We start from the raw sequence: 26,911 nt of genomic DNA on the forward strand, positions 1-26,911 counted from the left end.
TGTCACCTTCAATCTTTTTCATCCTTCATCCTTGATTTTGTTCCTTTAGAAATGAGCCTGTGGCCCTGCCCAAGAATGGGTAATCGTTTGACCAAAAATGAGGGGTTGATCCTCAATTGCGGCTACGGTTTGACCCTTCAAATCAACAGCCCATAGAGGCCACTCTTCCTCGCCCAATTCGCCTGCTCGAAACAGCACTTGGTCGGGATTAGTTTGACTCCAGCCTAACAACACCGCGTTGGTGTAATCATCGCGGTCAGGAGAGAGAGTCGTAGTACGATTCTGCTGACGATCCCAAACAACGGCATAGTCAGAAGCATCGGACGTACTAAATAAACCTTCAAATTGCCGTGCTAAGACGCGATCGCCTTTCGCTGACCACGAAATGGGGATCAAGATGGCGATGATCCCCGGCATATCCGCTTCTTCGTTACTGACAAAGGGATTGTCAGCCAAAGGAGAAGACGCCGAGATCGTTCGTAAATCCCCTGTCCTCAAATTTTCTACAAACATGACGCTGGAAATGCGGCATTGGTACAACTCCGGTTGCACCTGCAACTGAATCCGGCTGTAAGCAGCATACTGACCATCAGGAGACACTAAAGAGGGACTGCGATAGTAACGTACCCCAGTGCCGCCGTTGGCGGTAACTTCTGCATGAGTAGTCATTACCCAATTCCACGGGACGGGATGAGGGCTATCGAGGGGGTCGATTTGCACTACTGCTTGAGTCATGTCGGGAGCAGCTTCAGATAATTCCTTTCGGGCTTGCGGATATTGCATGGTAGAGGGACCTGCGATTGTAGACGCAGCCGTGCCAGCTAAGGCAAATGAGCTAGGAGCCATCAGCAGCGCAGCCGCAATAAGCGGAAGGTATGGTTGATTAGAGCACCATCCTGAGCGGAAGAGGCGAATGAACATTGATTGGGGGTGGGGTTGCTAAACGGCGTTTCTTGTGTGAGGAGCAACGCCCAAGGAACGGTGCAGCGTCCCTATATCTATATGTATATCCACAAAACCTGTCAAAAAAAACAAAAGATGTAAAAAAATTTATCATATCTCAATGAATCCGGCTTGATGGGTGAAACACCTTATCTCTCTTGTTATGATATTTTTCCACAAGACGGTCGAAAAGCGATTAAAAATTAATCTAAGGCAAGAAATTTTCTTGGGGGCAGGTTGACTGATTTCTACATACTTGCCTAGACAGTGACTGAGGGCTACCTAATAACATCACAACGGCACTCCAGGGTTATATCCCAAAAGTATTCCCAAATGTCTCTTCGCGCAAGTTAATAATGCGATCGCCCATTTTTATTGCCTCGGACAACGAAAAAAGCTTAATCGCAATTATCGAGTGTTAATCTGTTGTCTGGATAAAAATAGGAAAACGGGTGACAAAACAAGAAGCACCATTTGCCGATAACACTTCTCCTCGCCAATCTACAGGCATTGGGAGGTTTTTACTGGTTTTACTCTGGCGAGTGCTGTTGCTGGGGGTGGGAGGTGGCTTGGCGTGGCTGTTCGGTCTCGTCCTCGCGGGAGTCTTTCCCGACCTGACGCCAGAGGTGCCCCTAGTTGTGAAAGTGCTGCGCCGCGCCAAACTAGAGACATCCACCGCCTCCTCTACTTTTAAGCCGTCCCCTGCTGTCACCAGCGCCAGTCCGCCAGTAGAACTGAGTGCGGAACAAAGACGGCAACTGGAAGCAGAGCTGCAACAGTTACAGGCGCAATTGCAAGCACTGCGCGATCGCACGACTAAACTGGAAACCCAAGTCGGTCGCCAGAGTTCCAGCGAACCCCTCGCCGTACGTCTACAAGAAATCTCCCAGCAACTTCAAGGCGATCGCGTTCCCAATTCCAATCAAGTCACTACCGCTTCTAGGGTTTCTCTACCATCGGATGCTTTGAAAGCCACCCTACCTAGCGACTTGTTATTTAAAGACAGCGATAGCGTTCTGCTACCACAGGCACCCGTAATTTTAGACAATGTCATCGCCGATTTACGGAACTACCCAGGTGCCACAATTCAAATTGCTGCTCACACCGATGACGTTGGTGAATCTACAGACAATCAAGCGCTATCGTTTCGACGCGCCCAAGCTGCTGAGCAGTATTTATTCACTGCTTTGGAGAAAAAATATCGCATGATTGTTGTTGGTTACGGCGAAACTTTTCCCTTAGTAGAAAATAATAGCGATACCAACCGACAACGAAACCGCCGCATCGAAATTGCCATTATTAACCCTTAGTTTTTACTTTTTTGCTAATGGTTAAGGGAAAAATTGCTTTTCAATCAAGACCAATTACCAATTACCGTTCCCTAAGGAAATGAAAGTCATATTTTTTGGCACCCCACAATTTGCCGTCCCTACTTTAGAACGGTTACTCGCTAATCCAGAATTTGAAGTTTTAGGCGTTGTTACGCAGCCGGATAAACGTCGGGGACGGGGCAACCAAATGATGCCTTCTCCAGTAAAATCAGTCGCCTTGACGCATCAGCTACCTGTTTGGCAACCGCAGCGGATTAAAAAAGACGAGGAAACGCTCGCTCAGCTAAAACAGACAAATGCAGATGTTTTTGTTGTGGTGGCATACGGACAAATTTTGTCCCAACAAATTCTAGATATGCCCAAATTGGGTTGCATCAACGTACACGGCTCGATCTTGCCCAAGTATCGGGGTGCTGCTCCCATCCAGTGGTGCCTCTATCATGGCGAGACAGAAACGGGGATCGCAACGATGCTAATGGATGCGGGGATGGATACGGGGGCAGTGCTGCTAAAAGCTAATACGCCGATTGGACTGTTGGATAATGCTCAAGATTTGGCGCAAAAGCTTTCCGAGATTGGGGCAGATTTATTAGTAGAAACCCTCCTGAAGCTGGAACGCCAGGAAATTGAACCAATCCCCCAAGATGAATCGCAGGCGACTTATGCGCCGCTGATTAAAAAACCGGATTATTGTCTCGATTGGTCGAAAAGCGCGATCGCATTACATAACCAAGTCAGAGGATTTTTCCCGGATTGTGTGGCAACATTTCGGGGGAATCCGCTCAAAATCAGCGCCACTGCCCCTCTAGGAGCGGCTTACTGGCAAATCGTCCCAGAATTAAAGGCGCTATCGGATTGGTCTTCCTTGTCCTCTGGTTCGGCACATCCAGGCGAGGTGGTGAGCATTGCCAAAGGATTTGGCCCAATTGTTCAAACTGGCGATGGACTGTTGCTATTGCGAGAAATACAGATGGCTGGAAAACGCCCTCAGTCTGGTTGGGACTTTGCGAATGGAACTCGCTTAACAGTGGGGGAGAGATTGGATTTTGAGGTTTGAGTTGGAGAAGACTTACTGTTATCGGTCTGAATTTTCAATTTTGTTGGTAATAAAGATCCCCGATCACTTTCCAAGTCGTTCTAAAACTATCAGGTAAAGCGGCGTGCGCCTTCATTAAATCAACTACAGAAAAAGAGGCGCTGTCATATAACAGCGCCCCTTCTTCGTAAGTCTGGTATCGGTTGGCTTGTGAGTGATGATTACTCGCCCAATTTCCGCTTCCCTACTGATTGTTACGCCAGCTAGCTTCATTCATGTCTTGCCAGACATCATCGAGTAGCGAGTCTGATGGGTTCTCTTCCTTTTCAGACAATTCTGGAAATTCCAGATCGTTCGCACCGAAACCTGATTCTCCGGTGAGATCCAGTTCGTCCGCACCAAAGGCTGATTCTCCGGTGAGATCCAGTTCGTCCGCACCAAAGGCTGATTCTCCGGTGAGATCCAGTTCGTCCGCACCAAAGGCTGCTTCTCCGGTGAGATCCAGTTCGTCCACGGCGAAGGCTGATTCTGGTGCTATTTCCAAATCATCCGCACCAAAGGCTGATTCCCCGGGGAGATCCAAATCATCCGCACCGAAGGCTGATTCCGGTGCCATTTCCAAATCATCTGCACCGAAGGCTGATTCCGGTGCCATTTCCAGTTCTTCCAAAGCGGATTCTGGCACTTCTATTAGAATTAACTCTTCCTCATAGATTAACGGTGCTTCGGCTCCAACTAACACTTCCTCATCCAAGGTGGCTGGGATCGGTGCCCTTTGTGGCTCACTGTCTTCAATGGTTGATGACTGCTGCGTTTGTGGATCTTCTGGGCAAAATTCTAAGCTAAATCTGACTTTCCCTTTTTGCCAGCCGTTAGAGCCGAATTTCAGAACTTCGCAAGGAATACCTTGGTCGCTAAACCAGCCATCCTTTTCTTCTGTCCATCCGCCTAAACCATATTCCAATTGCGTTCTGATTGCATCTGCGAATTCACCGACTCTGAATGTGCGGTGCCCAATTAAAATTTGGGAAGACTCATCCACAGAGAGAACTTCACCTTTGGCTAGCGAGTCGAACTGATTATCCACAACCATCTCCCCCGGTTGAATTGATAGTTTAAAGAGTTATTCGTTATCGGTCATTGGTCATCCGTCATTGCTAATGGCTAATCGCAGGAATGCTAATTATTAAAAGCCATTCGCGAATTGACTAAAAGATCAAAAGAACCAACCGTAGCTGTGGAGTCCTTTACCTAGCAAATTGACCCCAAGATAGCAAATCCAGACGACAACAAAGCCTGTCGCCGCCAAAATTGCCGGTCGTCTTCCTTGCCAGCCTTTGGTGATGCGGGCATGGAGATAGGCGGCAAATACCAACCAGGTAATCAGTGCCCAAGTTTCTTTGGGGTCCCAACTCCAGTAAGAACCCCAAGCTTCATTTGCCCAGACAGCACCGGCAATAATTCCAATCGTCAGGAGAGGAAATCCCAAACCGATGATGCGGTAGCTGATGTTATCCAAGGTTTCGGCAAGGCTCAGGCGCTGGGGCGAAAGGGTTGGTAATTCAGATACCCCTGCTTGGGAAGGCTGGGAGGTCACTAAATCGAGAACGGCTGTTTTCGTGCTGCCATTGCTTTCAAAAATACGCTCCACAGCAGAAGATGACTCGCTGGTTGCTCCTTGTGGCTGGGGCACGAAATCGCTGGCGCGTTGCAGACGGTAGGGGCGTGCCGGGTCATTTTTACTGCGAAATCCGCCGGTTCCGACAGAACTGCCTCGGAGTTCGACGTTCTGACCGCCACTTACCACCAAGAAAGCGATCGCAAGCAGAGATCCCACCATCAGCGCGGCATAACTGAGCATCATGACGCTGACGTGCATCATCAGCCAGTTGGATTTTAGTGCCGGGACTAAAGGCTCTGACGACTGCATGGTTGATGGCAACGTCAAGGCAGCAAAAGCGGCGATGCCCATTGCAATGGGTGACGTGGCGACGCCTACTAAGCGGCTTTTGCTCATGTTTTCAGCAATCAGATGGATCGTGGTAATCCCCCAAGCTAGGAAGAAGAGGGATTCATAGAGATTGCTCAAAGGGAAGTAGCCTGCGTCCAGCCATCGTGCGCCCAGTAGGGCGGCAATGCAGAGGTTTGCGATCGCCATCCCTGCCGTCGATAAAGCCCACAGATAGGGGATGCCATTGAAAGCTGCTCCTATCCAGTACATCAACATCGTCGCAAACAGGACGGCGAAGGAGATATTATCTAACCCATTCTGGAGTGCAACCAGGTTCATCTTGTATTCTTTCCAGCAATTGTTATCTAAGTCGCTCACACAAGCGCCACTTTGATCCTATCGGTTCTGGTCGCTCTGAGGCTTGGTAGAATCACCCAGGTTTAGCCAACTAATTGTTATTTTTTTTAACGCTGTCATCCTGCTAAGGCAATTGCCAAGGTACGCCAAGGAATTATTGAGCTTTGCGTACCTTAGCGCGAACCTTAGCGTACCTTGGGGTTGAAAAGCGAAACTTTAAGGAGAAGGGCTAGGACTGGGAGAGAGACTGGCTTTCGGCGAAGGACTGGGATCTCCAACTTTCTTCATGTTGACGAAGATATCAAAGCGGCTACTGCGATCGCTACTGATGCCACCCGTGACGCCAATGGAGCGTATCGCGTTTGTAAAGATTTTTTGATTTGGATCGACTTGCGAGAGCGACAGATTCCCGGCGTTAATGGTACGGTCAACATCAATAAAAAATAGACCGTTCTTATCATTGAGCTGCTGAGGAATCGCTTGTTTGAATAACTCGCTGTCCGCCAAAGTCGCTTGGGGTTTGGGGACGAGGGTACTAGCAACAGGTGCCCCTAATGTCAGGAAAGCAACATTACCATCTAACCAGCCGTGAGTGGCGGCTAAGCCACCGAGTTGCGATGTCCAATTGATGATGGGTTGACCGTTGAGCGTCGTTTCTTGTACCTGAAACTTATATTGCTGTGCCATCACCTCATCCAGCTGCTTGAGAGATTTTTCAGCTCTAGGGCGATCGCTTGTTTGCACTAAGAACGCCACCCCAGCACCTAAAATCGAGGGAGTTCCTGGAGGTGTGGGAATTAAAGCTAGAGAAAACTCGCCTTTCATCCAAGGCAGCAAATCTTGCTCTAAATCTTGACCTAATTTAGACCGAATCTCGGCCTTCATCTGTTCTGGGCTAACCCGGATCAGCGGATTCGCTTGGGCACCTTGGACGTAATCTTGCCACAACTGCTGCAAATTGCCACCAGTGGTCACGATCAGAGTATTGCCGGGGAGACGCCGATGCATACTTTTGGCGTTGTTTTCCACCACGTACTTTGTCTCGCTATTCGGCTTCAGCCAAGACACTCCTTTAAATAGAAGTCCCTCCGGTTCCAGCGTCACCGTCGCGCCAACTCCCTGCCTTTGTTGAACCGAGGCGAGATTTTGGGGAGAAAGCGATCGCGCTGAATAGGTGGCTGCCATTGCTGTTGCCACGGGCACATTAAAATACACTTTGGCAAACGGCGCACCCGCTTTTATCTTCCCCAAAGCCTCTGTGTAGCCTGGAGTATCCGCTAGGGAGGCACCGCCTTTATAAGCGTCAATGACGCGCTCCGTCCCTTTCGGATCGGTGCTAACAATTAAGGAACGCTCTAGCAGCGTCGTTGAGAATTTTTGGGCGGGACTGCCTTGGGTTTCTCGAATCTTGATGCCTTTGTAAATGCGTTCAACAAACTTGCTAGAGGTCGGGTTTCTATATTTTTCTAGCGCTTGCTTTGCTTGCAGAGGATTTTCAATCGGCAATACCATCACCACCGATTGTTGACCAACCGGGACAGCGTTGGGATTCTGGGGTAACTGCTGTGACAAAAAAGCGATCGTGACTTCTTTACCCACCCAAGGCTTGATATCTTGCTGGTAGTTGTAGCCGTTAGCAGTGAGGAGATTTTTTTCCAGTTCGGCGAGTTGTTTGCCAAATGCGGCTTGGCTAGCGGGAGTGCCATATTGCCGCAGTTGCTGCCATTGCTTTTCATCAGTCGAGACTGACACGGCGAGCAAGGTATCCTGGGGAACCATCTCGGCACCCACCGGGACATCGGCCTGAAATAGATTCCGCTGCATCAGCAGCCAGTAAGCCGCTGCGCCGCCAGCAATCAGCAACACGGCAGCTGCCACAGTCAGAAGGGAACGTTGATTTTTCTGAGGCATAAACCAAGTCAAGAGTCGTAGGAGCGAAGCATTCGGGCGAGCCATCTTGAGCAACAACCGACTGATTCGGATGCCAATGCTGTGCAACGCTGACGCCCGGATCTGAGTCGAGCCAAATATTAACTGCCCGCTCAGGAGAGAACAGCAACCGTGTCCCTCTTTAGCACTCTGTAGAGTGTATCCCGTTGTTGGTAAGGACGCCCTAATGAACGAATCGCTTCCTGCAAAGTTTCCACTTCCATGCAGGTGCCACCCACTGCCCCAGCCATTGTTGTAATATGCTCCTCCATTAAGGTGCCGCCGATGTCATTGCAGCCCCATTTCAGGGCTTCCACCGCACCTGCAAGACCGAGTTTCACCCAGCTGGGTTGATGGTTGGGAATCCAATTTCCTAAGAAAATTCGCGCCACAGCAGTCAGCAACAGGGCGTCTTCTAAAATTGGTTGATCTCTCCCCACCCAACGACGCAGGGGTTTGGGGGCTTCTTGTCCAACGAAAGGTAATAGGATGAATTCGCTGATCCGCGCAGGATATCCTTGGGCAACAGCAGTTTGTTGGAGCGATCGCAACTTGTCTAAATGCTGCATCTGCTGTTCTGGGGTCTCAATATGACCGGAAAGCATGGTGCTAGTGGTTGGCATTCCCAACTTGTGTGCTGTTCCCACAATTTCTAGCCAAGTTGCAGTATCCAGCTTTTCCGGACAAAGGACGCGCCGCACTTCATCGTTCAAAACTTCCGCCGCCGTCCCTGGCATTGAGCCAACACCGGCATCTCGCAGCGCCGCAATCACCGACTCGTAGCTAAGACCATCTTCCCTGGCAATAAATTGCACTTCCTGGGGGGAGAAGGCGTGTAGGTGCAGTTGGGGAAATTCCTCTTTGATTGTCTTCACCAGTTGCAGGTAATAAGGCAAAGAAGCACCATTAATTTTTGCCCCAAGATGGAGTCCCCCCTGCATACAAATCTCAGTTGCCCCCCGCCGGACTCCATCAGCCGCTTTTTCCAAAATTTGGGGACTCTCTAACCAAAATGCGCCTTCTTCGTCTTCATCCCGGCGAAAGGCGCAGAAACTACAGTGCTGTTCGCAGATATTGGTGAAGTTAATATTGCGATTGATTACGTAGGTGACAGTCTCACCCGCTTGCCTGAGTCGCAGCTTGTCAGATGTTTCCCGAATCGCTGACTGGACATCTGGATCGGTTTGCTTTAATAGTACAACTCCCTCTTCTTGTGACAAATCGCCACCTGCCAGGGCACCCTCAAGAATGGCATCAACAGTTTTAGTCGTCACAGCACTTCCCGGTAAAATAGGTCACTCTTCTCAATTTTGGCAGTAAATGTTTTTTCTGGGAGTTCGCTAGTAGCGCCAGCAGTCAGTTTCACGGGTTTATCGGTTAGCGAAATTCGCTCTAAACTCAAAATTGTGCCTAATTTTTCACCAAGCCTCTAGGTTGTTTTCTAGAATGAGCAATTTTAGGGAAATACCGAGCAATTTAATGGTATGAAATAGAAATTATTTATAATCGGACACCCATAAGCGCAGTAGCAAATCGGCTGGAGAAAGAGTTAGCTATTGTGTCAGGAAATTGCTTACAAGCATTGAATCAAAATTTATCTCTCTATGCATCCGGAGGGCAGTTTAGTTAAATTATCGGTTTGTTAGGAAGACTATCGATGAAAACTGTTTCTAAATTTACAGATTCTACTTAGTTTTATTAGTTGCGACCATAGTGGCTCAGCCTTTATTTCATTTCTGTATAGTTTAGACCTCACTTCACCTAATCTTTACAACTTCAGGTGAAAAATAGCCATTATTTGAAGATTTAGTAAAGATAGCCTATTCTTTGTCGTAGAATTTCAGTCTAATTGCGTAAAATATAGCGAACCTATTTTAGGGATTGCCCGACCTTACGTAAGTAGCCAATTTTTACAATACCCAAGTAAAGGGATAGTTGGTAAAAATTATGGAAGGAATCTTTACCCAAACGAGAGCCGGTTGTGAATCTTGTATTTAATATTAATGCTTGTAAATTGAGGGAATAAAAAAATGAGAAATTATATGTCAAAAACGTGGAGAGATGTTACATCCAATCCTAGCGATTCTGATAGTAAGGCTAAAATCAACCAATATAGATTTCCCTTACTCATTATTCTAGCGGGCGTTTTATTTTCACTGTTTTTGCAATCGCAACTCCCAAATGATGTCTTTTTTAGTGGAGATGCTGGGCTTAAAGCTTTGTTAGCGAAACAATTTAGCAGCGGGCAGTTTCGCTTTGACCTGAACTTACCTGTAGAAGACTGGGTTCGGAATCTTTGGCAAAGTGGATTATACCCGTTTCAAGAACCGTTTGTCTATAACAGATTTGGGCAGTACTTCATCACCTTTCCGTTTACTTTTCCCCTTGTTACCGCACCTTTCCAAGCGCTTTTCGGCTATAGAGGATTATACGTCGTTCCCTTGATTGCAACTTGGGCTGTATGGGTAAGTTTTTATTTTGCTTGCAGACGGTTGAAATTAAACGCTTTTAGCACAGCGATCGCGCTTGCAATCCTAATTTTTGCTTCCCCTTTGTCTATCTATAGCGCGATGTATTGGGAACATAGCCTCGCTGTAGCGCTTTGCTTTCACGGAATGGCAACTTTATTAATACCGGGAACAGAAGGGTTGTCTAAAAAGGATGCTGTATTAAGTGGGGTATTTATTGGCTTATCTGTTTGGTTTAGAGAAGAAATTCTAGGCATTGTCGCGTTTTTGGCTGTCCTGGTTTATGCTGCATCTTTTTTAAAATTAAAAAAAGTTCAGTTTTTAGCGAGAAGAAAGGAACTCTTTGTTGTCAGCACATTTTTGACGATTGCCATCTTCTTTGTGTTGAATACATTGATTTATAAGCATCCTCTAGGAATGCATTCCGTTCAGATAGTAGAGAAATTCTCGCTAAGCGATAGATTATTAGTGGCGGTGGCAAATTTTAATCAAATGAGTTCTGGCTTGTTTGAGTATTTTCCCCTAACCTTATTTGCAATTTTATATTTAGGAGTGAGTTTATTTAGCCGACAAAAGCTAAAACTAAGCTTGGGAATGACGGTTATCTATGCAACCTGTTTCTTATTTACTGTGGCGGTTGCGGTAATGGTTCCGGCTGGTGCAGGAGGCAAGCAATGGGGACCTCGGTTTTTGCTGGTTTTGGTACCGCTAATTTGCTTAGTCGCAATCAAAGAGTTTGAATTTGTCCGGAGGTTGGCCAAAGGAAGTATTAAAAAGATAGGTACGGTTATTTTCTTGGTGCTTTTTATCATTGGGGTTTATAAAAACACCTACTCCGGCACAGCTTATCTCAGTAAAAATTATCAAGGCATTTCCCCAGCTATTCAGTTCTTGCGATCGCAACCAGAAACAGTAGTCGCGATGTCCAACCAATATGTCGCTCAAGTTCTCCAAGCACCCCTACTTGAAAAAGTATTTTTCCTGACGAGAGAACCTCAGGATTTACAAACTTTGGGCGAGGCGTTACTTGAGCAGAAAAAAGAGAAGTTTATTTATGTCTGCTATTACACTCGTTCCTGCCAAATCTCTGAGAAAAAGCCTGAAGAGGTAAAGCTGCCTTTAAAAAACCAGCAGTTTACGATGGAATTCTTACCTTTAGGAAAATATGGGAATTATCCTATATTCCAGGCATCGATTGGGCAGCGATCGCCCGCAGCGCCAGCGTCATCCTCTTCTGCGGTTCCTGCCTTCAGCAATCGAAGATAAATTGTTAAGCTGTTTGCCCGTAGCGCCAGCCTCATCCTCTTCTGCGGTTCTTGCTTCATCCCTTTAGAGGGAGGAAGCTAGAAACTATCGAGTGCGTTAGAGGTTGGAATTCTCGCGATCGCACGCAATTTTGAGGAAAGTGGGCGATCGCTTTCCCAAGCCTGAGGCTGGCTGAATACCTTTATCGTATCGATCAGCACTTTGCCTCAGGCTGAACGTGAGGGGGTGTCAGGAAACCCAGCACCACTTGCACAGCACAAGCTAAAGCTACCAAACTAACGACTGTAATCGGTGACAAAGCCGCACCCGCGATCGCAATCACCAGAATAAAAGCCGCAGAACCCAAACGATAGGCGGCTAAAATCTTACGATGTCGCTTTGTCCCTAAAGTACAGGTAATCAGGTGAATCACCGCCAAGGCAGTTAAGCAAATCGCTACAGCGCCGCAGATCAGCCATCGTTCGTTACTGGGTAATGCGCCTGCCGTTTTGCTGGACACGACAATATGTTCCACACCCACGCCAGCAGCAGCAATACCAATAGCGAGGGGTAAATGGGAATAGAGCCAGATTAAACCAATTTTCATATTGCCAAGTCCCATCGCCCTTAGGGGTGAGCCATCCACGCTATCAAAATAGATCCACCACAGGCTAAAAGCAACAATCATCCCTAACACAGCTACAGTGGCAGATGCAAAACCCCATTGCAGCTGAGAAACGCCTTTGACTACGGCAATCACCGCCTCACCCAATACGATAATCGTAAATAAGCCTAAACGTTCTGGGATGTGTGAAAAGCTTGGTGGCGCTTTGGCAACCAACTTTCCAGCAGTGAGAGGTGTGCCAAAGTCGATAATCAACCCCAATCCCCAAAGCCAAAAACGCCCAGGAACGGGTACAAAAATTGAGATTAGCCAGATAGCGGCGGCAATGCCAAAGCCTGTCGCGTACCAAGTTGTCAACTTACGCGCTGCCACTACAAAGTATCCAGCGATCAGATACTGGAAAATTAAAATACATCGAACAATTACGTAGGAAAGGGCGAAGCCGTCGGAAGTTTTTCCTAAGCCGTAATGCACGTTTACTGCCAGGACTGCGATCGCAATCATTTGCAGTAATGTCAGCAGTCGGTGTCCTAAGTCGTCAGTATCGAACCGACTTGCGTAAAAAGTCGCCCCAACCCAAGACCACCAAATCGGCACAAACAGCAGCATATAACCCAAAAAACCCAGCAGCGAGACGTGTTCGTTGAGATTATGCGCCACTTCCGCGATCGCTGCCACAAAGACTAAGTCATAAAACAGTTCCAGCCAGGTCGCGCGTCGTTCTTTTTCGTTCTCTTCCGCAGTCCGCAGGCGGGGAGGTTGCCACAAAGTTTTAATCATCTTGCACTCTCTAATATCCGAGAGGATTATGCAGATAATATCCCATAGGAAATGGAATCTTTCTGTAGCGATCGCATTCAGCCGCCAATTGGTCTAAATCCGACTTGGCAAGGCTACCCGTAGGCAAGTGAAGCATCGCATTCAACCACCGGGAATCCCGATGGTACAGATAAATCTTTTGCGTAAACAGATATTTTGCGCCCATGATAGCCGTGTCAAAAAGTCGCGCGATCGCCACCGGATACTACTACTCTTAAGGGAGTAAAACCCGCTCCAGTTCTAGGTCTCAGGTCTTTTGTTAGGCGTTTAAAATAGAAGTAAGGGACAAAATAAACATTCTTCTAAATGAAACTACAATCATCGGTTTTAGTCCATCTAGGATTCGGAAAATACGTGCGATCCGACCAGGTGACAGCAATTATCCCCATCGAGGAAGAGCGGGGACCGGGGCGGCGAACCTTCGTTCATCTACAGGGAGAAGCTGACCCCATCGTTGCCTCGCGGGCTGAAGATACCATCGTTCGTGACCTGGTACAAGAACCGCGTGAAGTCACCCAATCCCGTCAACAGCAAGAAATTCTCCAAGATTTATTGGTAGATTTGGGCAACGTTAACTCAACGGTGCGTCGGATTAGTCGGGATGAAGGCGGTCTGGATCTGGAACTGTTGGAACGGCGTATCCGCCAAGTTTTAGAGAATTAAGGTCATCGGTAAGGGGCGATCGCAATCGCCCCTTACTTCAGCTCCAAATTGATCAATCCGGAGAACCTGACAGTATGTACGCGATCGCAAACAACATTTCATCTCCAGAAGCGCCATCCACCCGTTTGTGGATGCCGGAGCGAGTTTTATTCACACCCGCTGCTTTAGAAGAACCTTACGGTCAGCAGATACTTTCTCGCGTCCAGTCGCTTAATTTACCCATCGAAGAGTTGGCGCGAAACCGCCTGACTGGTTTACGTGGCGAGAGCGATCGCGATACCTATAACACTGCTAAGCGTACCCTCGCCGTCGTCACCGCACCGCCTAGTTCCTTCAAACTCAGCCCCATCCCTCCATCGGCTGACTGGCAATTTCACATCGCGGAAGGCTGTCCAGCACACTGTCAATACTGTTATTTAGCTGGTAGTTTATCAGGGCCACCAGTAATTCGCGTCTTTGCGAACTTGCCGCAAATATTGGAGAATCTAGCAGCTTACGAAGGAAGCGACGCCACAAGTTTTGAGGTTAGCTGCTACACCGATCCCTTGGGCATTGAACATTTAACTGGCAGCCTTGCAGAATGTATCCGCTACTTTGGCACGCGGACGAACGGACATCTGCGTTGGGTTTCCAAGTTCGATGCGGTGGATGAATTACTCGACTTACCACACAATGGTCACACCCGTTGTCGAATCAGTGTGAATGCCGATCCGGTGTCTCGGCGGTTTGAAGGCGGTACAGCCTCAGTCGCTTCCCGGCTGCAAGCTTTGCGGCGGTTGGCTTTACCTCAATCTTCTGGTGGTGGCGGGTATCCAGTGGGTTTAGTGATTGCACCGATTATGCCGATAGAGGATTGGGAGACACACTACACTCGTTTGCTTGACTCGATTAGCGAAGCACTCGATTTCGATTGTGACCTGACTTTCGAGTTGATTTCGCACCGCTTCACGCCTGGATCAAAAGAGGTTTTGCAAACTTGGTATCCCCAATCAAAGCTGGACATGGATGAAGAAACACGCACTGTTAAGCGTAACAAGTTTGGCGGCACCAAGTATGTTTATGACACTGACACGATGAAGACGCTACGCCGCTTTTTTGAAAGTGAGATTACTAAGCGCTTTCCCCAAGGTCGCATTCTCTACTGGACTTAAGATTTCTAGCTAAATCTAATCTTATTCGCTGACCAAAATTATAGGTCAGCTTTTTTATATTTTGAGCGAGTTTGCCAAGGGGGAGAATGCGATCGCTCTGGAGAGATTCCTGTTTTTCGGCGTTTACACACTTCGCGTTCCCCAACACTACGCGATCGCGCTGAATAACTTGAGCTGGAACAAAGGACAAGAAGCGATCGCAGCGATTGATATTTATACAAGTTGTAGTAAAAGACGCATAAAAGTACCAGACAGGTAAATCATGAATTCAATTTCATCCTTGGAAAATGCTTCACTATGTTTCACAGCATCGTTTTGGTACATACAATATTGTCCGAAGAGAAGTTGGTTGTATAAATTTACAACTTCCTGGTGTATCCCCCGTTTATTTAGCCAATTCAAAAGGTCTTTTTGCTGATTCTCTAGTGATTTTTTATTACCTAGCACTTCTTTTAGAAGTTGTTCTATGGCAAATCGAAGGTTATCCAACAGGTTTCGATACTTACCACTATCTCCATCCATGTAAATCTTTAGAGCCTGTTCAAAATGCTTAGCTACTTTTGGGTAATTCTCAAGCCAAGCCAGTACATCGTTGACTGCACCTTTGTCTAATAATTTTGCCCCAAGTGGATAGAGAGTTATGGATTTTCCCGATATCACAACCTGCAAACCAGCTCCTGGAGTTAAGTTGACTGCTTCTTGGATTCTTTCTGAAAATTTAATTAAGTAGGGGTGCTTGTGCCTCTCAAGAAGCCAAAATAAATTTTGTAGTACGGTAACTAGCCGTTTTAAACTATCAGCTTTCTGGATTGCTTTGTATGCACAGGTGCTTCCAAAAGCCCTTTTAATTATAGTACGGGGTTCAAATATCTCTTTAGCAGCTCTTGGGTATATTGGAGGTGGAACAAGATACTCAACCTCCTCGCGATAAGAAGTTATCTCGAATTCTTCGCCTATCAGAAAAGTAAACTCTTTGTCTATTTCTTCTTGCGCTAAAAACATTCCTAAGAGCTGATCTGTAACTCCAATAACCCTGTTTTTGAGTTGTCTAAGCTGTGCTGCTTGGTCAATCTCTATATTCCAACGTTTGTTGTGGTTCAAAAGTCTTCGTTTTGTATCCATAAAATTTTAAGTGTTGTTTAGCTCGATGCACATACCTGGTAAAACACTGCTTCAGCATTTCCCCAATCAGCTTTAGAGCTATTTAATACGCCTTTATCGATGATAGAGTGCGGTCGCTCTACCTTCGCACACCCTTGACACTTGTGTAGTATAATTGTAGTATTAAAGTTGCCGCACAAGGCAAACGTCTTTTCATGGCTCTGGTAAGGCAGAGTATTTGTCCTATGATTCCCCGAACGCGCATCCGTAATATTGGTATTTCCGCTCACATCGACTCTGGTAAAACCACCCTCAGCGAGCGGATTCTGTACTACACGGGCAAAATTTACAAGATTGGCGAAGTTCGGGGAGGTAGCGATCGCGTGACGTTGGATTACATGGAGTTGGAGCAACAAAAAGGCATTACCATCACTTCAGCAGCGACAACTTGCGTATGGAATGATACGCAGATTAACCTGATTGATACTCCGGGACACGTAGATTTCACGATTGAAGTTGAACGTGCATTGCGGGTTCTTGATGGTGCGATTATGGTGCTTTGCGCGGTTGCTGGTGTGCAATCGCAATCTATCACCGTAGATCGGCAGATGAAGCGCTACCGAGTGCCGCGGATTGCCTTCATTAATAAGATGGATCGGACAGGTGCAAATCCTTTCCGAGTCGTGCGATCGCTGCGAGAAAAACTCGGTTTGAACCCGGTACTGCTTCAGTATCCTATCGGCAGCGAGGATAAGTTTGAAGGCGTCATTGATTTGGTTGAAATGACGGCAAACTATTTTGCTGGAGAAAAAGGCGAAATTCGCGTCATTCAGTCGATTCCCGAACACTTACGGGATGAGGCAAAAGAAGCACGAGAAAAGATGCTCGATCAACTCTCTATGTTCTCCGAACCGATGATGGAGATGCTACTTGAGAGCGAGGAAATTCCCAAAGAAATGATTTGGGAAACCCTGCGTCGGGCAACTTTAAGCTTGCAATTAACTCCAGTTCTGATGGGTTCCGCCTTCAAAAATAAGGGGGTTCAGAACTTATTAGATGCTGTTGCTCTTTACTTGCCGTCACCTGTCGATAGAGAAGTGGTGAAAGCGATCGCGATTTCGACAAACGAGCCGATTCATGTATATGCAGACACGGAAGCCGCACTGGTTGCGTTGGCTTTCAAAATTGCCAAAGATGAGTATGGACAACTGACTTATACCCGCATCTATTCTGGGATGCTACGCGAGGGACAACGCATCTACAACACTCGCACTAACCAACGGGTGCTAGTGAGCCAAATTGTACGTATGCATGCGAACAAACGCGAGGAGGTCGAAACCGCCGCCGCTGGGGACATTGTAGCTCTGCTGGGTGTAGACTGCGCTTCTGGCGATACGTTCTGCTCGGACGGAACTAACCTCTCTTTGGAGGGGATATTTGTGCCAGAACCCGTGATGACGCTAGCGATCGCACCCAAGAAACGGGAAGATGCCGATCAAATGTCGAAAGCGCTGAATCGCTTTACACGGGAAGATCCCACCTTCCGCGTCAGCATCGATCCGGAGTCCAAGGAAACCCTGATTTCGGGAATGGGCGAACTGCATCTAGAAATCTACATCGAACGCATGAAGCGGGAATACAACGCCGAAGTGAACGTCGGTGCCCCCGCCGTAGCTTACCGCGAAACCGTTACCCAGTCGGCAACCTTCGACTACAGGCTCAAGAAGCAAGGCGGCGGTCCCGGTCAGTATGCTCATGTTATCGGTCGGATTGAACCCGGTGAAGAACCGTTTGCGTTCGAGAATCGGGTGGTTGGGGGTGCGATTCCCAGAGAATTCATCCCCGCTTGCGAGAAAGGTTTCCGCGAAGCGATCGCAAGCGGACATCTCATCGGTTATCCGATTGTTGGTGTCAAAGCGGTACTAGAAGCGGGTTCCTACCACGCGATTGACTCTTCGGAAATGGCGTTCCGAACTGCGGCTAGTCTTGCACTCAAGCAAGCTTTTGCCAAAGCAACGCCAGTCATCCTTGAACCGATTATGCTCGTGGAAGTGGAGACACCGAACGAGTTTGTCGGGCGAGTGCAGGGCGATTTCTCGTCTCGTCGCGGCGTCCTGCTGGGTTCGGAGACGATGGAAAATTACGCCGTCATCCGTGCGGAAGTGCCGTTCGTGGAAATGTTCGGTTATTCTGCACAGTTGCGATCGCTTTCTTCCGGTCAAGCTAACTTCTCAATGGAGTTCGTCTCCAATAAGCCGGTACCCGTGAATCTGCAACAGCAACTGATGGAAAATGCCGCCCATCTGCGCGGCTAAAGCCTGCATCTGAAAATAGCACTAAGGAGTGTTCGCGTAGCGGCACTCTCTTCGCAGACTGAGGACTAAATTTTAGTTCTCAGTCTTTTCTTTGCACTCATAAAATGGAGTAACACACTCAAGGAGTGCCTGATGAGTCAGACCACTACGGATCGAGTCCGTTGGACGGTTGCCGATCTGGAGTTGTTGCCAGATAACGGGAATCGCTATGAGATTGTGGATGGAGAATTATTTGTGACACGCGCACCCCACTGGGGCCATCAAAGAGTATGTAGCAATATTTGTACAGAGTTGAATTTTTGGTCGCGACAGACTGGTTTAGGAGAATCTGTGAGTGGCGCGGACATCATTTTTACGGATACTGATAACGTGATTCCTGATGTAGTTTGGGTACGCAAGGAACGATTAGCTGCTGTGTTAGATGATGCGGGGCATTTAACCGCAGCGCCAGAGTTGGTGGTTGAGGTGCTATCTCCAGGCGAGGAGAATGAACGCAGAGATAGACAGGTGAAACTGAAACTCTACGCATCGCAGGGAGCCAGGGAATACTGGATAGTTGATTGGCGTTTGCAGCAAATTCAGATTTATCGACGAGAGGGGGCAACATTGGTACTAACAGCAACATTATTTGCCAGCGATGAACTCACCTCACCCTTGCTTCCCGGTTTTACTTGTCCTGTGGCGCGGTTGTTTAGTTAGAAGTTAGCGGAAATTAGCGATCGCAATTTGCCTTGAATTGTAAACCCAAGATGAATCGAATAGCACAACAAAAAATTGCTAGATGTTATTGTTGCAGAGACAGCCATCGTTAGCGATTGTCGTACTTAAAAATCTTTCTAAAACCCACCGCAATTGCCAATTTCAAAAGATGCTTCACTGCTACGGTTACTGCTGCCAGCAGAAGGCAAATTGTGATGATTCCTATTTGCCTTTTTGCTTTTATCTTTAATATCAGGCAAACTTAGTTTAAATAACTTCATAGAAATGCTTATTTTTTAAAACACTATTGACAAATTAATTGATATATGTAGAAAATGCCTGCGGGCGTCTGTCGCCAGTGCTTGACGGGAAGCGAATCAGGATTAGGGGAAATCTCAAAGTGAACATTCTGCTAGTGGAAGATGATGAGCGTTTGGCACAAGCTCTCACCAAAACCCTCAGCGATCGCAATTATATAATTGACCGGGCAGCCGATGGGCAAGCAGGCTGGCAATTCGCACGGGCTGGTACTTATGACTTAATTTTGCTAGATGTGATGCTCCCCACACTGGATGGCATCAGTCTTTGTCAGCGGCTACGTTCTTTAGGGCGGTTGATGCCGATTCTTTTATACGCTGCCCATGAAATTGATGGCGATAAAGTCATTGCGCTGGATGCTGGTGCGGATGATTATGTCCTCAAACCCTTTGATTTAGAAGAAGTAGCGGCTCGTGTCCGCACTCTCCTGTGTCATTGCTGTTTATTAAAGCCGCCAATTCTGAAGAATGGCAGCCTAGGTCTTGACCCGCCTACCTTAGAGGGACGCTATGAAGGGAAAAACTTGCATCTTACCCCCAAACAGTATGCGCTACTAGAACTGTTTGTGCGCTGTCCGAATCAAGTCTTTAGCCGCAGCGAGCTTCTGGAACACCTGTGGTCGTTTGAGCAACCACCCGCTGAAGAAACCGTCCGATCTCACATTAAAGGGTTGCGGCAAAAACTGAGAGCCGCGGGCGCTCCCACCGATCTGATTGAGACGGTTTATGGGCTAGGATATCGCCTCAAGCCAGCTCAATCTCATCCTCTAACACAAGCGGTATCCTCCGCCCTACACCAGCCGCCGACTCCCGCTCAAACGCAGGCGGCAGTGATGAAAGTTTGGGAGCGCTTGCAAGGAGAGATTATCTCTCGGATAGATGTTGTTGAGGAGGCAACGACTGCCTTATTGAGAGACGAACTGGGGTTGGAACAGCGCCACCGAGCAGTTTGGGCAGCTCACAAGCTAGCGGGTTCTTTAGGGATGTTTGGCTTTCCTTGGGGTTCTCAACTAGCTCGTCAGATTGAACATAGCTTTCAACCGGAGACGCCATTGGATAGGGACATAGCGCAACACTTGTGCGAATTAGTTGCGGATCTCCGATGCGAACTGCGGCAGCCTCCAGCAATCGGGCGCAAAATTCGCTCGGTGTCGGTGGATGTAGAAATGCAAGATAGATTGTCTCAGATTAAATCTGGTTGATTGAGCCTAACGGAGTTCTTGGCTCATTCCAATCCGGCTTGCTAACCCAGATTAAAATCTCCGATAAGTCAAAATAATTTTCAGATGCGTTGCGTCCGTTGTTTCCTGAAATTCTTGCTGGCTTTTTTACCGCTCACCTTACCCGTTAAAGCTCAACAAATGGAAGTAACTGATAGCGATCGCCTGATTATCCGTTCTGTCATCACTAGCCAACTAGAAGCGTTTCAGAAAGACGATGCTGAAGGTGCTTTCTCCTTTGCTAGCGCAGAAATTCAAGCTCAATTCGGGACTCCAGACAACTTTTTAAGGATGGTGAAGGCTGCTTATCAACCAGTTCATCGTCCTCGTTCCGTGATGTTTGAGAACATGACCACAATTGAAGGATTCCCAGCTCAGCAAGTGCTTCTACTCGATCGAGATGGAAATTTGATCAGGGCACTTTATCTGATGAAAAAGCAATCTCAGGGTAAATGGAAAATTACTGGGTGTTATTTAGTGCCAGTAAAAGGAGAAACGGTTTGAATAGAAAATTGGTAAGAAGAGTTTTGAGTTTTGATGTGAGAAGATAGTGTTTAAGATGAAATCAAAAAAAGATAAATTTATACTTATAAATCTATGAGTTCGTCTATTTCCTCCCAAACACCTCGCCCCCCACTGCTACCGACACAAGCTTTGGCGGTAAAATCATTTCACTGGATCAACATTATTAGCTTGCTTTTAATGATTACCAGCGGACTACAGATTTACAACGCCAATCCGGTTTTTGGCGGACGCGGTGGTTGGCATTTTCCACCCTTGTTTTTGCTAGGCGGCTGGCTTGCTGGAGGTAGACACTGGCATTTTGCTGCCATGTGGCTATTTGCTCTAAATTTAGTTTGGTACGGGATTTATATTTTGATAACTCGGCGCTGGAAGCATCGATTTGTAGGTGAGAAGGATGTGAAGGCACTGCAATTGAGCCACAACCCCAAGCGCATTGCTTATGCTTGGCATCGAATTGCTTACACCGCGATTATTCCGATTTTACTGCTCGCTTTGCTAAGCGGACTGGGAATGTATAAACCAGCTCAATTTTACTGGATTGTTGATTTATTTGGCGATTGGCAAGCATTGCGAATTGTTCACTTTATGAGTGTGCCAACTGTCATACTCTTTGCAATGGTTCACTCTTGGCTAGCTCTTAAAGTAGGAGGTTCTCGGTTAATTGATTCTATGTTCTGGTAACGGTATTTTATAATGAGCTGTAGGTTGGGTTACAACAATCCTAAAGCTCATTATCAATCTAGTTTCCTTCTTCAAAATGAGTTCACTGGATTTCTTACTGTAACTCTTAAAGGAGGAGGTTGCTATTTAAGTTATTGAATATTTTAGTAGAGATATTTTATGAACTTGATTCAAGTTCCCCGTCGCAGATTTCTGCAATTATCAGGACTTTCTAGTATTAGCTTACTTCTGGGGGGTTGTGCGTTCAGCGTGTTTGAGGGGATTGCAGGTAAAGCTTTTGAACCCCTCAACCAAAGTGTTGAAGAGTTGCTGCTAAATCCGCAAAAACCTGTACCTGAATTTCCTGCTAGCCAGATTGAGCCAGATGCTTTAATTATTAATACATTTGACTTTACGCCACAAATAGACCCTGTTGCGTTTCGCCTAAATGTAAATGGCGAGGTTAATAATCCTTTGAGTCTTAGTATGGCGGATCTTCAGCAAATGCCTTTATCCTCAATGACAATTCGCCATGTCTGTGTCGAAGGTTGGGCGGCAATTGTACAGTGGGGGGGCATCCAACTGCGGGAAATTGTATCTCTGGCGCAACCAAAAGCGAATGTCCGCTATGCTTACTTTAAGTCGGCGGATGGTTATTACGAAAGTTGGGATATTGCTTCTGCGTTGCATCCCCAAACTCTCATGGCGTATCAAAAAAATGGTCAACCTTTATCGGTTGAGAATGGTGCCCCTCTACGTCTAGCTTCCCCGATTAAACTCGGCTACAAGCAAAGCAAATGGGTGACAAGCATTACGCTAGTTAGCGATTTGTTACCTTATAAAGGCTATTGGGAAGATAAAGGTTATGAATGGTTCGCAGGACTATAGTTGCAGCCTGCGGTTTCACACTTCAATTTTTATCTTGATTTTTCTCTTGAACTTTATACGAACGGTAGATGCAGGCTCTGGCAGTTATTTCAAAGCTATTTTCAAAGCTATAAAGCAACTTTGTACGGCAAGATTGAGAATTTCCGAAGTTTAATACTTCAATCAAAAAATATCAATCTTGAGCCAAGCGATCGCGTTCTTTGATCTCATTGCCTTGAAAGTGTAGGGGAGTCTCTGATACTCCCCTACTGACGAGGCGTATACTACTTATCTGTCGTCTATTACAACGCAATTTTCACTTCCTTGAAAATTAATCAGTTGCCCAAGACTTACCCAAGAGCTGCGATCGCAGATTGAGCATTTTGACTCTGCCGAACGAAGTGGCAGATGTAGCGCTACTTAAGCGGCGCGGCGAGTGAGTAAGTTCCACAGGAAGACTGCAACGATTGCGCCTAAAACAGCAACAATGATTCCAGGAATGCTCAAGCTAGAAGCTGCTAATTGTAGAGTCCCCGTTTGCAGGAAAGTACCAATACTACCGCCTACGAAAGCTCCAATGATACCTAGTAGGATGGTTCCAAGAATACCACCGCCTTGATGACCCGGATAAATAGCTTTAGCAATTGCACCAGCAATCAGACCTAAAACGATCCAAGCAATAATGTTCATGGTTCTGATTCCTTAATAGTCTCTTCTTTACATTTACAGATTAACAGTTCAAATAGAGCAATCCTATCTGCCACACGATATAAGTGTCTTTACCCCAAAAGATAGGCAAACGGTATTCTTTTCACGTTCAGGTTCCTACAGCGCTAATTCCTCTATTGATTGCACCGAACTTTCCAGTCAATTAATAATATTTAACATTGGGGTAAAAGAAGATAAACGCTTAGGTTCAAGCTCTAGAATTGCCTTTATCCTACAAAAAAATTAAATAAAGCATCCTTCGGACTGATGTTAGATTGCCGAGCAGTATGATAATCTCCGGACGAATAAATCGGGGGAATAAGCAGTGAGAGCGCTGATCCGGCTGGGAATTGCACTGTTACTTATGCTATTTGGGTTAGTTAGTTACTGCACTACGACAGTGGAGAACCCGGTAACTGGGGAAAAGCAGCGGGTGCAACTTTCGCCAAAGGAGGAAGTCGTCTTGGGACTGCAAGCGCGATCGCAAATGGCAGCAAAATTTGGCGGTCTGTACCCAGATCCGGCACTACAAAACTATATTGACAAAGTAGGAAATGAGGTGGTGCAGGAGTCCAAGGCGAAGACTTCCGGCTATCCCTTTGAATTTCATCTGCTGCGCGACCCTCAAACGATTAATGCCTTCGCGTTGCCGGGAGGACAAATTTTCATTACTGCGGGTTTGCTGCGTCGTCTTTCTTCTGAAGCACAACTGGCGTCTGTGCTGGGGCACGAGGTCGGGCACGTTGTGGGACGACACGGGGCGGAACGCTTGGCAAAACAGCAACTCGGTACGGCACTAGTGACAGCAGTTGGAGTCGCGGCGAGTGATGACCAAGGTGGGGGTCGGCAGGCGCAAGTGATTGCCCAAGCAGTGAACCAGATTGTCAATCTGCGCTACGGACGGGAGGACGAACTAGAAAGCGATCGTCTTGGCGTTCAGTTTATGGCGCAAGCTGGATATAACCCTAAAGCCAGTGTCGAAGTGATGCAGATTCTGGCGAGTGCGAGGAGTGGCGGTCAATCCCCGGAGTTTTTCAGCACCCACCCCAACCCTGAAAACCGAATTCAAAAACTACAGGCTTTGATCTCTCAAACCTATCCCAATGGCGTTCCACCACAGTTGGAGATTGGACGCGAGGACTTTGCTCAGTCTGTGCGATCGCGTTTGCCACCCGCAACTCAGTAACGACCGGGAAACTCACCCTTACAGCCCTCAGCCCTTCAAGACAGCACATTCCGAATGTAGCCCCACTTCCCGCCGCTGAAAGACAATTCCCCATTCTCACCGGAACGCCACGATCCACCAATATTAACCAGCGCCAATCCTTGGGAAAAGGATTGCGCGTTGTCAAATTCTGTAGGAATGACCAGCTTTCCTATCTTGTTAATATAGCCCCACTTGCCAGCAATTTTGACTGCTGCTAGCCCTTCTACAAAAGACTCAGCATCCTCAAATTGCGGCAAAATTACCACCTTCCCAGTTTTATCGATATACTGCCATTTCCCAGCAAGTTTTACCGCTGCTAATTTTTCTGAAAAAGATTTAGCGTCCTCAAATTGTGGCAATATTACCAGCTTTCCCGTCGTGTCAATATAACCATATTTTCCACCAACACCAATGCGTGCCATTCCTTCCGAAAAGGCATCAGCGCTATCAAATTGCGGAGGAATTGTGAGGGTGTTTGGATTAAAAATAGTTTGGAAGCGAAGCAGAAAGTTGTTGATCCAACCCTGCGGAGCATCTAGCGCCTTAGTGTTCCTCCGATCGATGTAGCCCCACTTGTTCTCTATCTTGACTGCTGCCAACCCTTCTGAAAAAGACTTAGCTTCATCAAATTGCAGCGGAATGACGAGTTTCCCCGTATTATCGAGATAACCATATTTGCTACCAATTTTTATCGCTGCCATCCCTTCTCTAAAATACTCAGCGCTATCAAATTGGAATCGGCTAATCAATTTTCCGGTAGTATCAATAAAGCTCCATTTATAGCCCATTTTGACTCGCGCCAACCCGCTATGAAAAGAATCCACCCAGTCAAATTGCGGCTGGCTGACACTTTTTCCGGTCGTGTCGATATAGCTATATTTGCCGCCAATTCTCCGACTGGTAAAACCAAGCTGTTTTAATTGTGAGGGATTAAAGGGTTCAGGCTGGGAGTAGGGGCCAGAACGCAAGGCTTTGGCTAAGGCGTCGTTGTCTTCTCGCAGCCCTTCGTAGAAGAAGAAAACTTCGCCTTGGATGCCACGAAAGCGATTGTAAGCGATCGCTTGCAACAAGTAGTCGGCGCTGATGCGATATCCACCGACTTTTAGGAGAATACCGGGCACCAGCGTGGGTAGTTGTTCAGGGGTAAATTGCTGGGCGACAAGACTATCAACCAGTTGTTTGTAACTAGAGAAATCGCGGCGATACAACTGTGGATGCATCATATCAACCAACCCGCGATCGCTCCAAGCTTTGGGATCTTGCAAGTATTCCTGAAGTGCCCAACCGTGGGGACTCGGTGCCAGTGAAATCAGCAAGTCTGGCTTAATATTAATGACTTCTTGGTAGAGGCGAGTTAAAAAATCCGTGAGAATATCCGCACGCCACTGAAGCCATTGCGGATCTTTTGGGTTTTGTGGAGGATTTTGGAAGAACTGCTGAAAGTAGCGATCGCTTGTTCGTCGATCGTAACCGGCAATGCTCGGAAGCGCGGGCATTCGGTCATCCCCTTGAATGCCGCTGATATCATAATTTTTAACAACTTCTAGCACTAAATTTAGTAAGAATTCCTGCACTTCAGAATCAAGGGCATTCATCCACTCGAAACTGTTCTTTTTAACTAAATTGCCGCTGCTGTCGCGGGCAGCCCAATCAGGTTTTTTCGCTAGAATATGTCCGCCATTTTGATTGTAAGAAGAGGCGAATCCGTATTCAAACCAAGGAATCACCGCAAGTCCAACTCGACGTGCCTCCGTTACCATTTCAGCTAAGGGATCGCGACCAACAAATCGCGGATCAATTTCGACCCCAAAATTGTCTCGCATCACTTTACTGGGATATAGCGTAAAGGCACTATTCCAAATAACAGGAAAAACCACATTGAACCCAGTTTGAGCGAGGAAATCCATCGCCGCAGCCATGTTTTGCCGAGAATTCAGGACTTTGCTATCTGTCGTGGTAATCCAGACACCGCGAGTTTCCATTACTGCCTCTTTGGCGCGTATTGTCTAACCAGTGCCACTCCTTCAGAAAAAGCATCCGCTTCATCAAATTGTGGCGAGATTACGAGTTTACCTGTTTTATCGATATAACCCCACTTGTCAGCAATTTTGACTCGTGCCAATCCTTCCGAAAAAGCTTCAGCTTCATCAAATTGCGGTTGAATCACCACAAATTCCATCCCTGGAATATACTGCAAGGGCACGCCAGGAATACTCAAAGCGCGACAAATCAAAGCCGCAATCTCGCCTCTCGTGGCATTCTGATTGGGGTTAAAGCGTCGGACATTCGGATAATTGACGACAAGATATTTTTCGGTTGCAGACGCGATCGCGCCAATTGCATAATTGGGAATCTGCGCCGCATCCTCAAAATACTTCTTTAATATCTCGCTAGGATTTGTGGGAGCGCCATACTTCAACCCCGACACCAAAGCCACCAAAGCTTGCACTCGCGGAATCGGCTGGCTGGGCTTAAATGTGCGATCTGGATAGCCAGACAAAAAACCAGCCCGATAAACAACTTGAATCGCCTGATAAGCCCAATGACTTGAAGGCACATCCACAAAGTTAATCGCATTCCGAATCGGGACAGTATTGGGAAACGCTTTTCGCACCAGCGCCGCAAACTCTGCCCGCGTCACCTGTGCATTCGGACGAAAGGTACCATCTGGATAGCCGCTAATCAGATTTCGCGCTTGCAGTTGTTTGATACACTCTTGCGCCCAATGGTTTTGAATATCAGAAAAAATAGGATCGTTCAACCTGAATAACTCCT

Annotated in this window: 24 protein-coding genes; 13 read left to right on the forward strand and 11 right to left on the reverse strand. The window is 47.0% G+C overall.

Translation table 11 applies throughout. The features are described 5' to 3' along the window. Positions 1-45: 45 nt before the first annotated feature. The gene (locus H6F52_RS12680; RefSeq protein WP_190410893.1) at positions 46-735 is read right to left on the reverse strand and encodes a hypothetical protein; all 690 of its coding nucleotides are present in this window, start codon (positions 733-735) and stop codon (positions 46-48) included. Between the two features lie 659 nt (positions 736-1,394). Here H6F52_RS12680 and H6F52_RS26440 point away from each other — a divergent pair. Both H6F52_RS26440 and fmt read left to right on the forward strand, forming a co-directional pair. Continuing rightward, the gene (locus H6F52_RS26440; protein WP_190535111.1) at positions 1,395-2,252 is read left to right on the forward strand and encodes an OmpA family protein; all 858 of its coding nucleotides are present in this window, start codon (positions 1,395-1,397) and stop codon (positions 2,250-2,252) included. Positions 2,253-2,331: 79 nt separating this feature from the next. Next, positions 2,332-3,330, forward strand: a complete 999-nt coding sequence (gene fmt, locus H6F52_RS12690) for a methionyl-tRNA formyltransferase (protein WP_190410475.1) — start codon at positions 2,332-2,334, stop codon at positions 3,328-3,330. 223 nt (positions 3,331-3,553) lie between these two features. Here the strand turns inward: fmt and H6F52_RS12695 are convergent, their stop codons facing one another. From H6F52_RS12695 to cofH, 4 genes are all read right to left on the reverse strand, one after another. After that, positions 3,554-4,396, reverse strand: a complete 843-nt coding sequence (locus tag H6F52_RS12695) for a KGK domain-containing protein (RefSeq protein ID WP_190410476.1) — start codon at positions 4,394-4,396, stop codon at positions 3,554-3,556. A 129-nt stretch (positions 4,397-4,525) separates the two neighbouring features. Continuing rightward, positions 4,526-5,599: a c-type cytochrome biogenesis protein CcsB gene (gene ccsB / locus H6F52_RS12700; protein ID WP_190410477.1), complete on the reverse strand. Its 1,074-nt coding sequence runs from the start codon at positions 5,597-5,599 to the stop codon at positions 4,526-4,528. 234 nt (positions 5,600-5,833) lie between these two features. Continuing rightward, on the reverse strand, positions 5,834-7,615 hold the full coding sequence (locus H6F52_RS12705) for a DUF3352 domain-containing protein (RefSeq protein WP_242033933.1): 1,782 nt from the start codon (positions 7,613-7,615) through the stop codon (positions 5,834-5,836). A 44-nt stretch (positions 7,616-7,659) separates the two neighbouring features. Next, positions 7,660-8,820 carry a 7,8-didemethyl-8-hydroxy-5-deazariboflavin synthase subunit CofH gene (gene cofH, locus H6F52_RS12710; RefSeq protein WP_190535114.1) on the reverse strand — a complete coding sequence of 387 codons (1,161 nt, stop codon included), beginning with the start codon at positions 8,818-8,820 and terminating at the stop codon, positions 7,660-7,662. A gap of 768 nt (positions 8,821-9,588) precedes the next feature. Here cofH and H6F52_RS12715 point away from each other — a divergent pair. Further along, complete coding sequence (locus tag H6F52_RS12715) at positions 9,589-11,280, forward strand: dolichol-phosphate mannosyltransferase (protein ID WP_199300534.1); 1,692 nt, start codon at positions 9,589-9,591, stop codon at positions 11,278-11,280. Between the two features lie 193 nt (positions 11,281-11,473). Here the strand turns inward: H6F52_RS12715 and H6F52_RS12720 are convergent, their stop codons facing one another. Both H6F52_RS12720 and H6F52_RS12725 read right to left on the reverse strand, forming a co-directional pair. Further along, positions 11,474-12,664 carry a low temperature requirement protein A gene (locus tag H6F52_RS12720; RefSeq protein WP_190535117.1) on the reverse strand — a complete coding sequence of 397 codons (1,191 nt, stop codon included), beginning with the start codon at positions 12,662-12,664 and terminating at the stop codon, positions 11,474-11,476. Between the two features lie 10 nt (positions 12,665-12,674). Next, the gene (locus H6F52_RS12725) at positions 12,675-12,902 is read right to left on the reverse strand and encodes a hypothetical protein (protein ID WP_190535120.1); all 228 of its coding nucleotides are present in this window, start codon (positions 12,900-12,902) and stop codon (positions 12,675-12,677) included. Between the two features lie 107 nt (positions 12,903-13,009). On the opposite strand from H6F52_RS12725, the gene H6F52_RS12730 reads away from it, so the two are divergent. From H6F52_RS12730 to H6F52_RS12740, 3 genes are all read left to right on the forward strand, one after another. Continuing rightward, positions 13,010-13,366, forward strand: a complete 357-nt coding sequence (locus tag H6F52_RS12730; protein WP_190535123.1) for a hypothetical protein — start codon at positions 13,010-13,012, stop codon at positions 13,364-13,366. Positions 13,367-13,440: 74 nt separating this feature from the next. Then, complete coding sequence (locus tag H6F52_RS12735) at positions 13,441-14,517, forward strand: spore photoproduct lyase family protein (RefSeq protein WP_190535126.1); 1,077 nt, start codon at positions 13,441-13,443, stop codon at positions 14,515-14,517. Positions 14,518-14,578: 61 nt separating this feature from the next. Continuing rightward, positions 14,579-14,776 carry a hypothetical protein gene (locus tag H6F52_RS12740; RefSeq protein ID WP_190535129.1) on the forward strand — a complete coding sequence of 66 codons (198 nt, stop codon included), beginning with the start codon at positions 14,579-14,581 and terminating at the stop codon, positions 14,774-14,776. Here the strand turns inward: H6F52_RS12740 and H6F52_RS12745 are convergent. Next, positions 14,731-15,639 (reverse strand): hypothetical protein, encoded by a 909-nt coding sequence (locus H6F52_RS12745; RefSeq protein ID WP_190535132.1) that lies wholly within the window; start codon positions 15,637-15,639, stop codon positions 14,731-14,733. The genes H6F52_RS12740 and H6F52_RS12745 overlap by 46 nt on opposite strands. Before the next feature lie 224 nt (positions 15,640-15,863). On the opposite strand from H6F52_RS12745, the gene fusA reads away from it, so the two are divergent. From fusA to H6F52_RS12775, 6 genes are all read left to right on the forward strand, one after another. Next, a complete protein-coding gene (fusA, locus tag H6F52_RS12750) occupies positions 15,864-17,933 on the forward strand; it encodes an elongation factor G (protein ID WP_190535135.1) in 2,070 nt (689 codons plus the stop codon). Positions 17,934-18,065: 132 nt separating this feature from the next. Beyond that, positions 18,066-18,632: a Uma2 family endonuclease gene (locus tag H6F52_RS12755; RefSeq protein WP_190535138.1), complete on the forward strand. Its 567-nt coding sequence runs from the start codon at positions 18,066-18,068 to the stop codon at positions 18,630-18,632. 400 nt (positions 18,633-19,032) lie between these two features. Further along, complete coding sequence (locus H6F52_RS12760; RefSeq protein WP_190535142.1) at positions 19,033-20,151, forward strand: response regulator; 1,119 nt, start codon at positions 19,033-19,035, stop codon at positions 20,149-20,151. An 84-nt stretch (positions 20,152-20,235) separates the two neighbouring features. Beyond that, entirely contained in the window at positions 20,236-20,673 is a 438-nt protein-coding gene (locus H6F52_RS12765) for a DUF4864 domain-containing protein (RefSeq protein WP_242033934.1), read from the forward strand. 93 nt (positions 20,674-20,766) lie between these two features. After that, positions 20,767-21,375 (forward strand): cytochrome b/b6 domain-containing protein, encoded by a 609-nt coding sequence (locus H6F52_RS12770; RefSeq protein WP_190535144.1) that lies wholly within the window; start codon positions 20,767-20,769, stop codon positions 21,373-21,375. A gap of 159 nt (positions 21,376-21,534) precedes the next feature. Beyond that, positions 21,535-22,242 (forward strand): molybdopterin-dependent oxidoreductase, encoded by a 708-nt coding sequence (locus tag H6F52_RS12775; RefSeq protein ID WP_190535147.1) that lies wholly within the window; start codon positions 21,535-21,537, stop codon positions 22,240-22,242. A 399-nt stretch (positions 22,243-22,641) separates the two neighbouring features. On the opposite strand, the gene H6F52_RS12780 is transcribed toward H6F52_RS12775, so the two are convergent. Continuing rightward, the gene (locus tag H6F52_RS12780) at positions 22,642-22,911 is read right to left on the reverse strand and encodes a GlsB/YeaQ/YmgE family stress response membrane protein (protein WP_190535150.1); all 270 of its coding nucleotides are present in this window, start codon (positions 22,909-22,911) and stop codon (positions 22,642-22,644) included. A gap of 382 nt (positions 22,912-23,293) precedes the next feature. On the opposite strand from H6F52_RS12780, the gene H6F52_RS12785 reads away from it, so the two are divergent. Beyond that, positions 23,294-24,115 (forward strand): M48 family metallopeptidase, encoded by an 822-nt coding sequence (locus tag H6F52_RS12785; protein WP_190428607.1) that lies wholly within the window; start codon positions 23,294-23,296, stop codon positions 24,113-24,115. A gap of 35 nt (positions 24,116-24,150) precedes the next feature. Here H6F52_RS12785 and H6F52_RS12790 read toward each other — a convergent pair whose 3' ends face one another. Continuing rightward, positions 24,151-26,118, reverse strand: coding sequence for a WG repeat-containing protein (locus H6F52_RS12790; protein ID WP_190535154.1), 1,968 nt, complete (start codon positions 26,116-26,118; stop codon positions 24,151-24,153). Further along, entirely contained in the window at positions 26,118-26,897 is a 780-nt protein-coding gene (locus H6F52_RS12795) for an S-layer homology domain-containing protein (RefSeq protein WP_190535158.1), read from the reverse strand. The genes H6F52_RS12790 and H6F52_RS12795 overlap by 1 nt, the downstream gene beginning before the upstream one ends. Between the last annotated feature and the right edge of the window lie 14 nt (positions 26,898-26,911).

Origin of the sequence: Coleofasciculus sp. FACHB-542, assembly GCF_014695825.1 — a bacterium.
GTDB lineage: Bacteria > Cyanobacteriota > Cyanobacteriia > Cyanobacteriales > FACHB-T130 > FACHB-T130.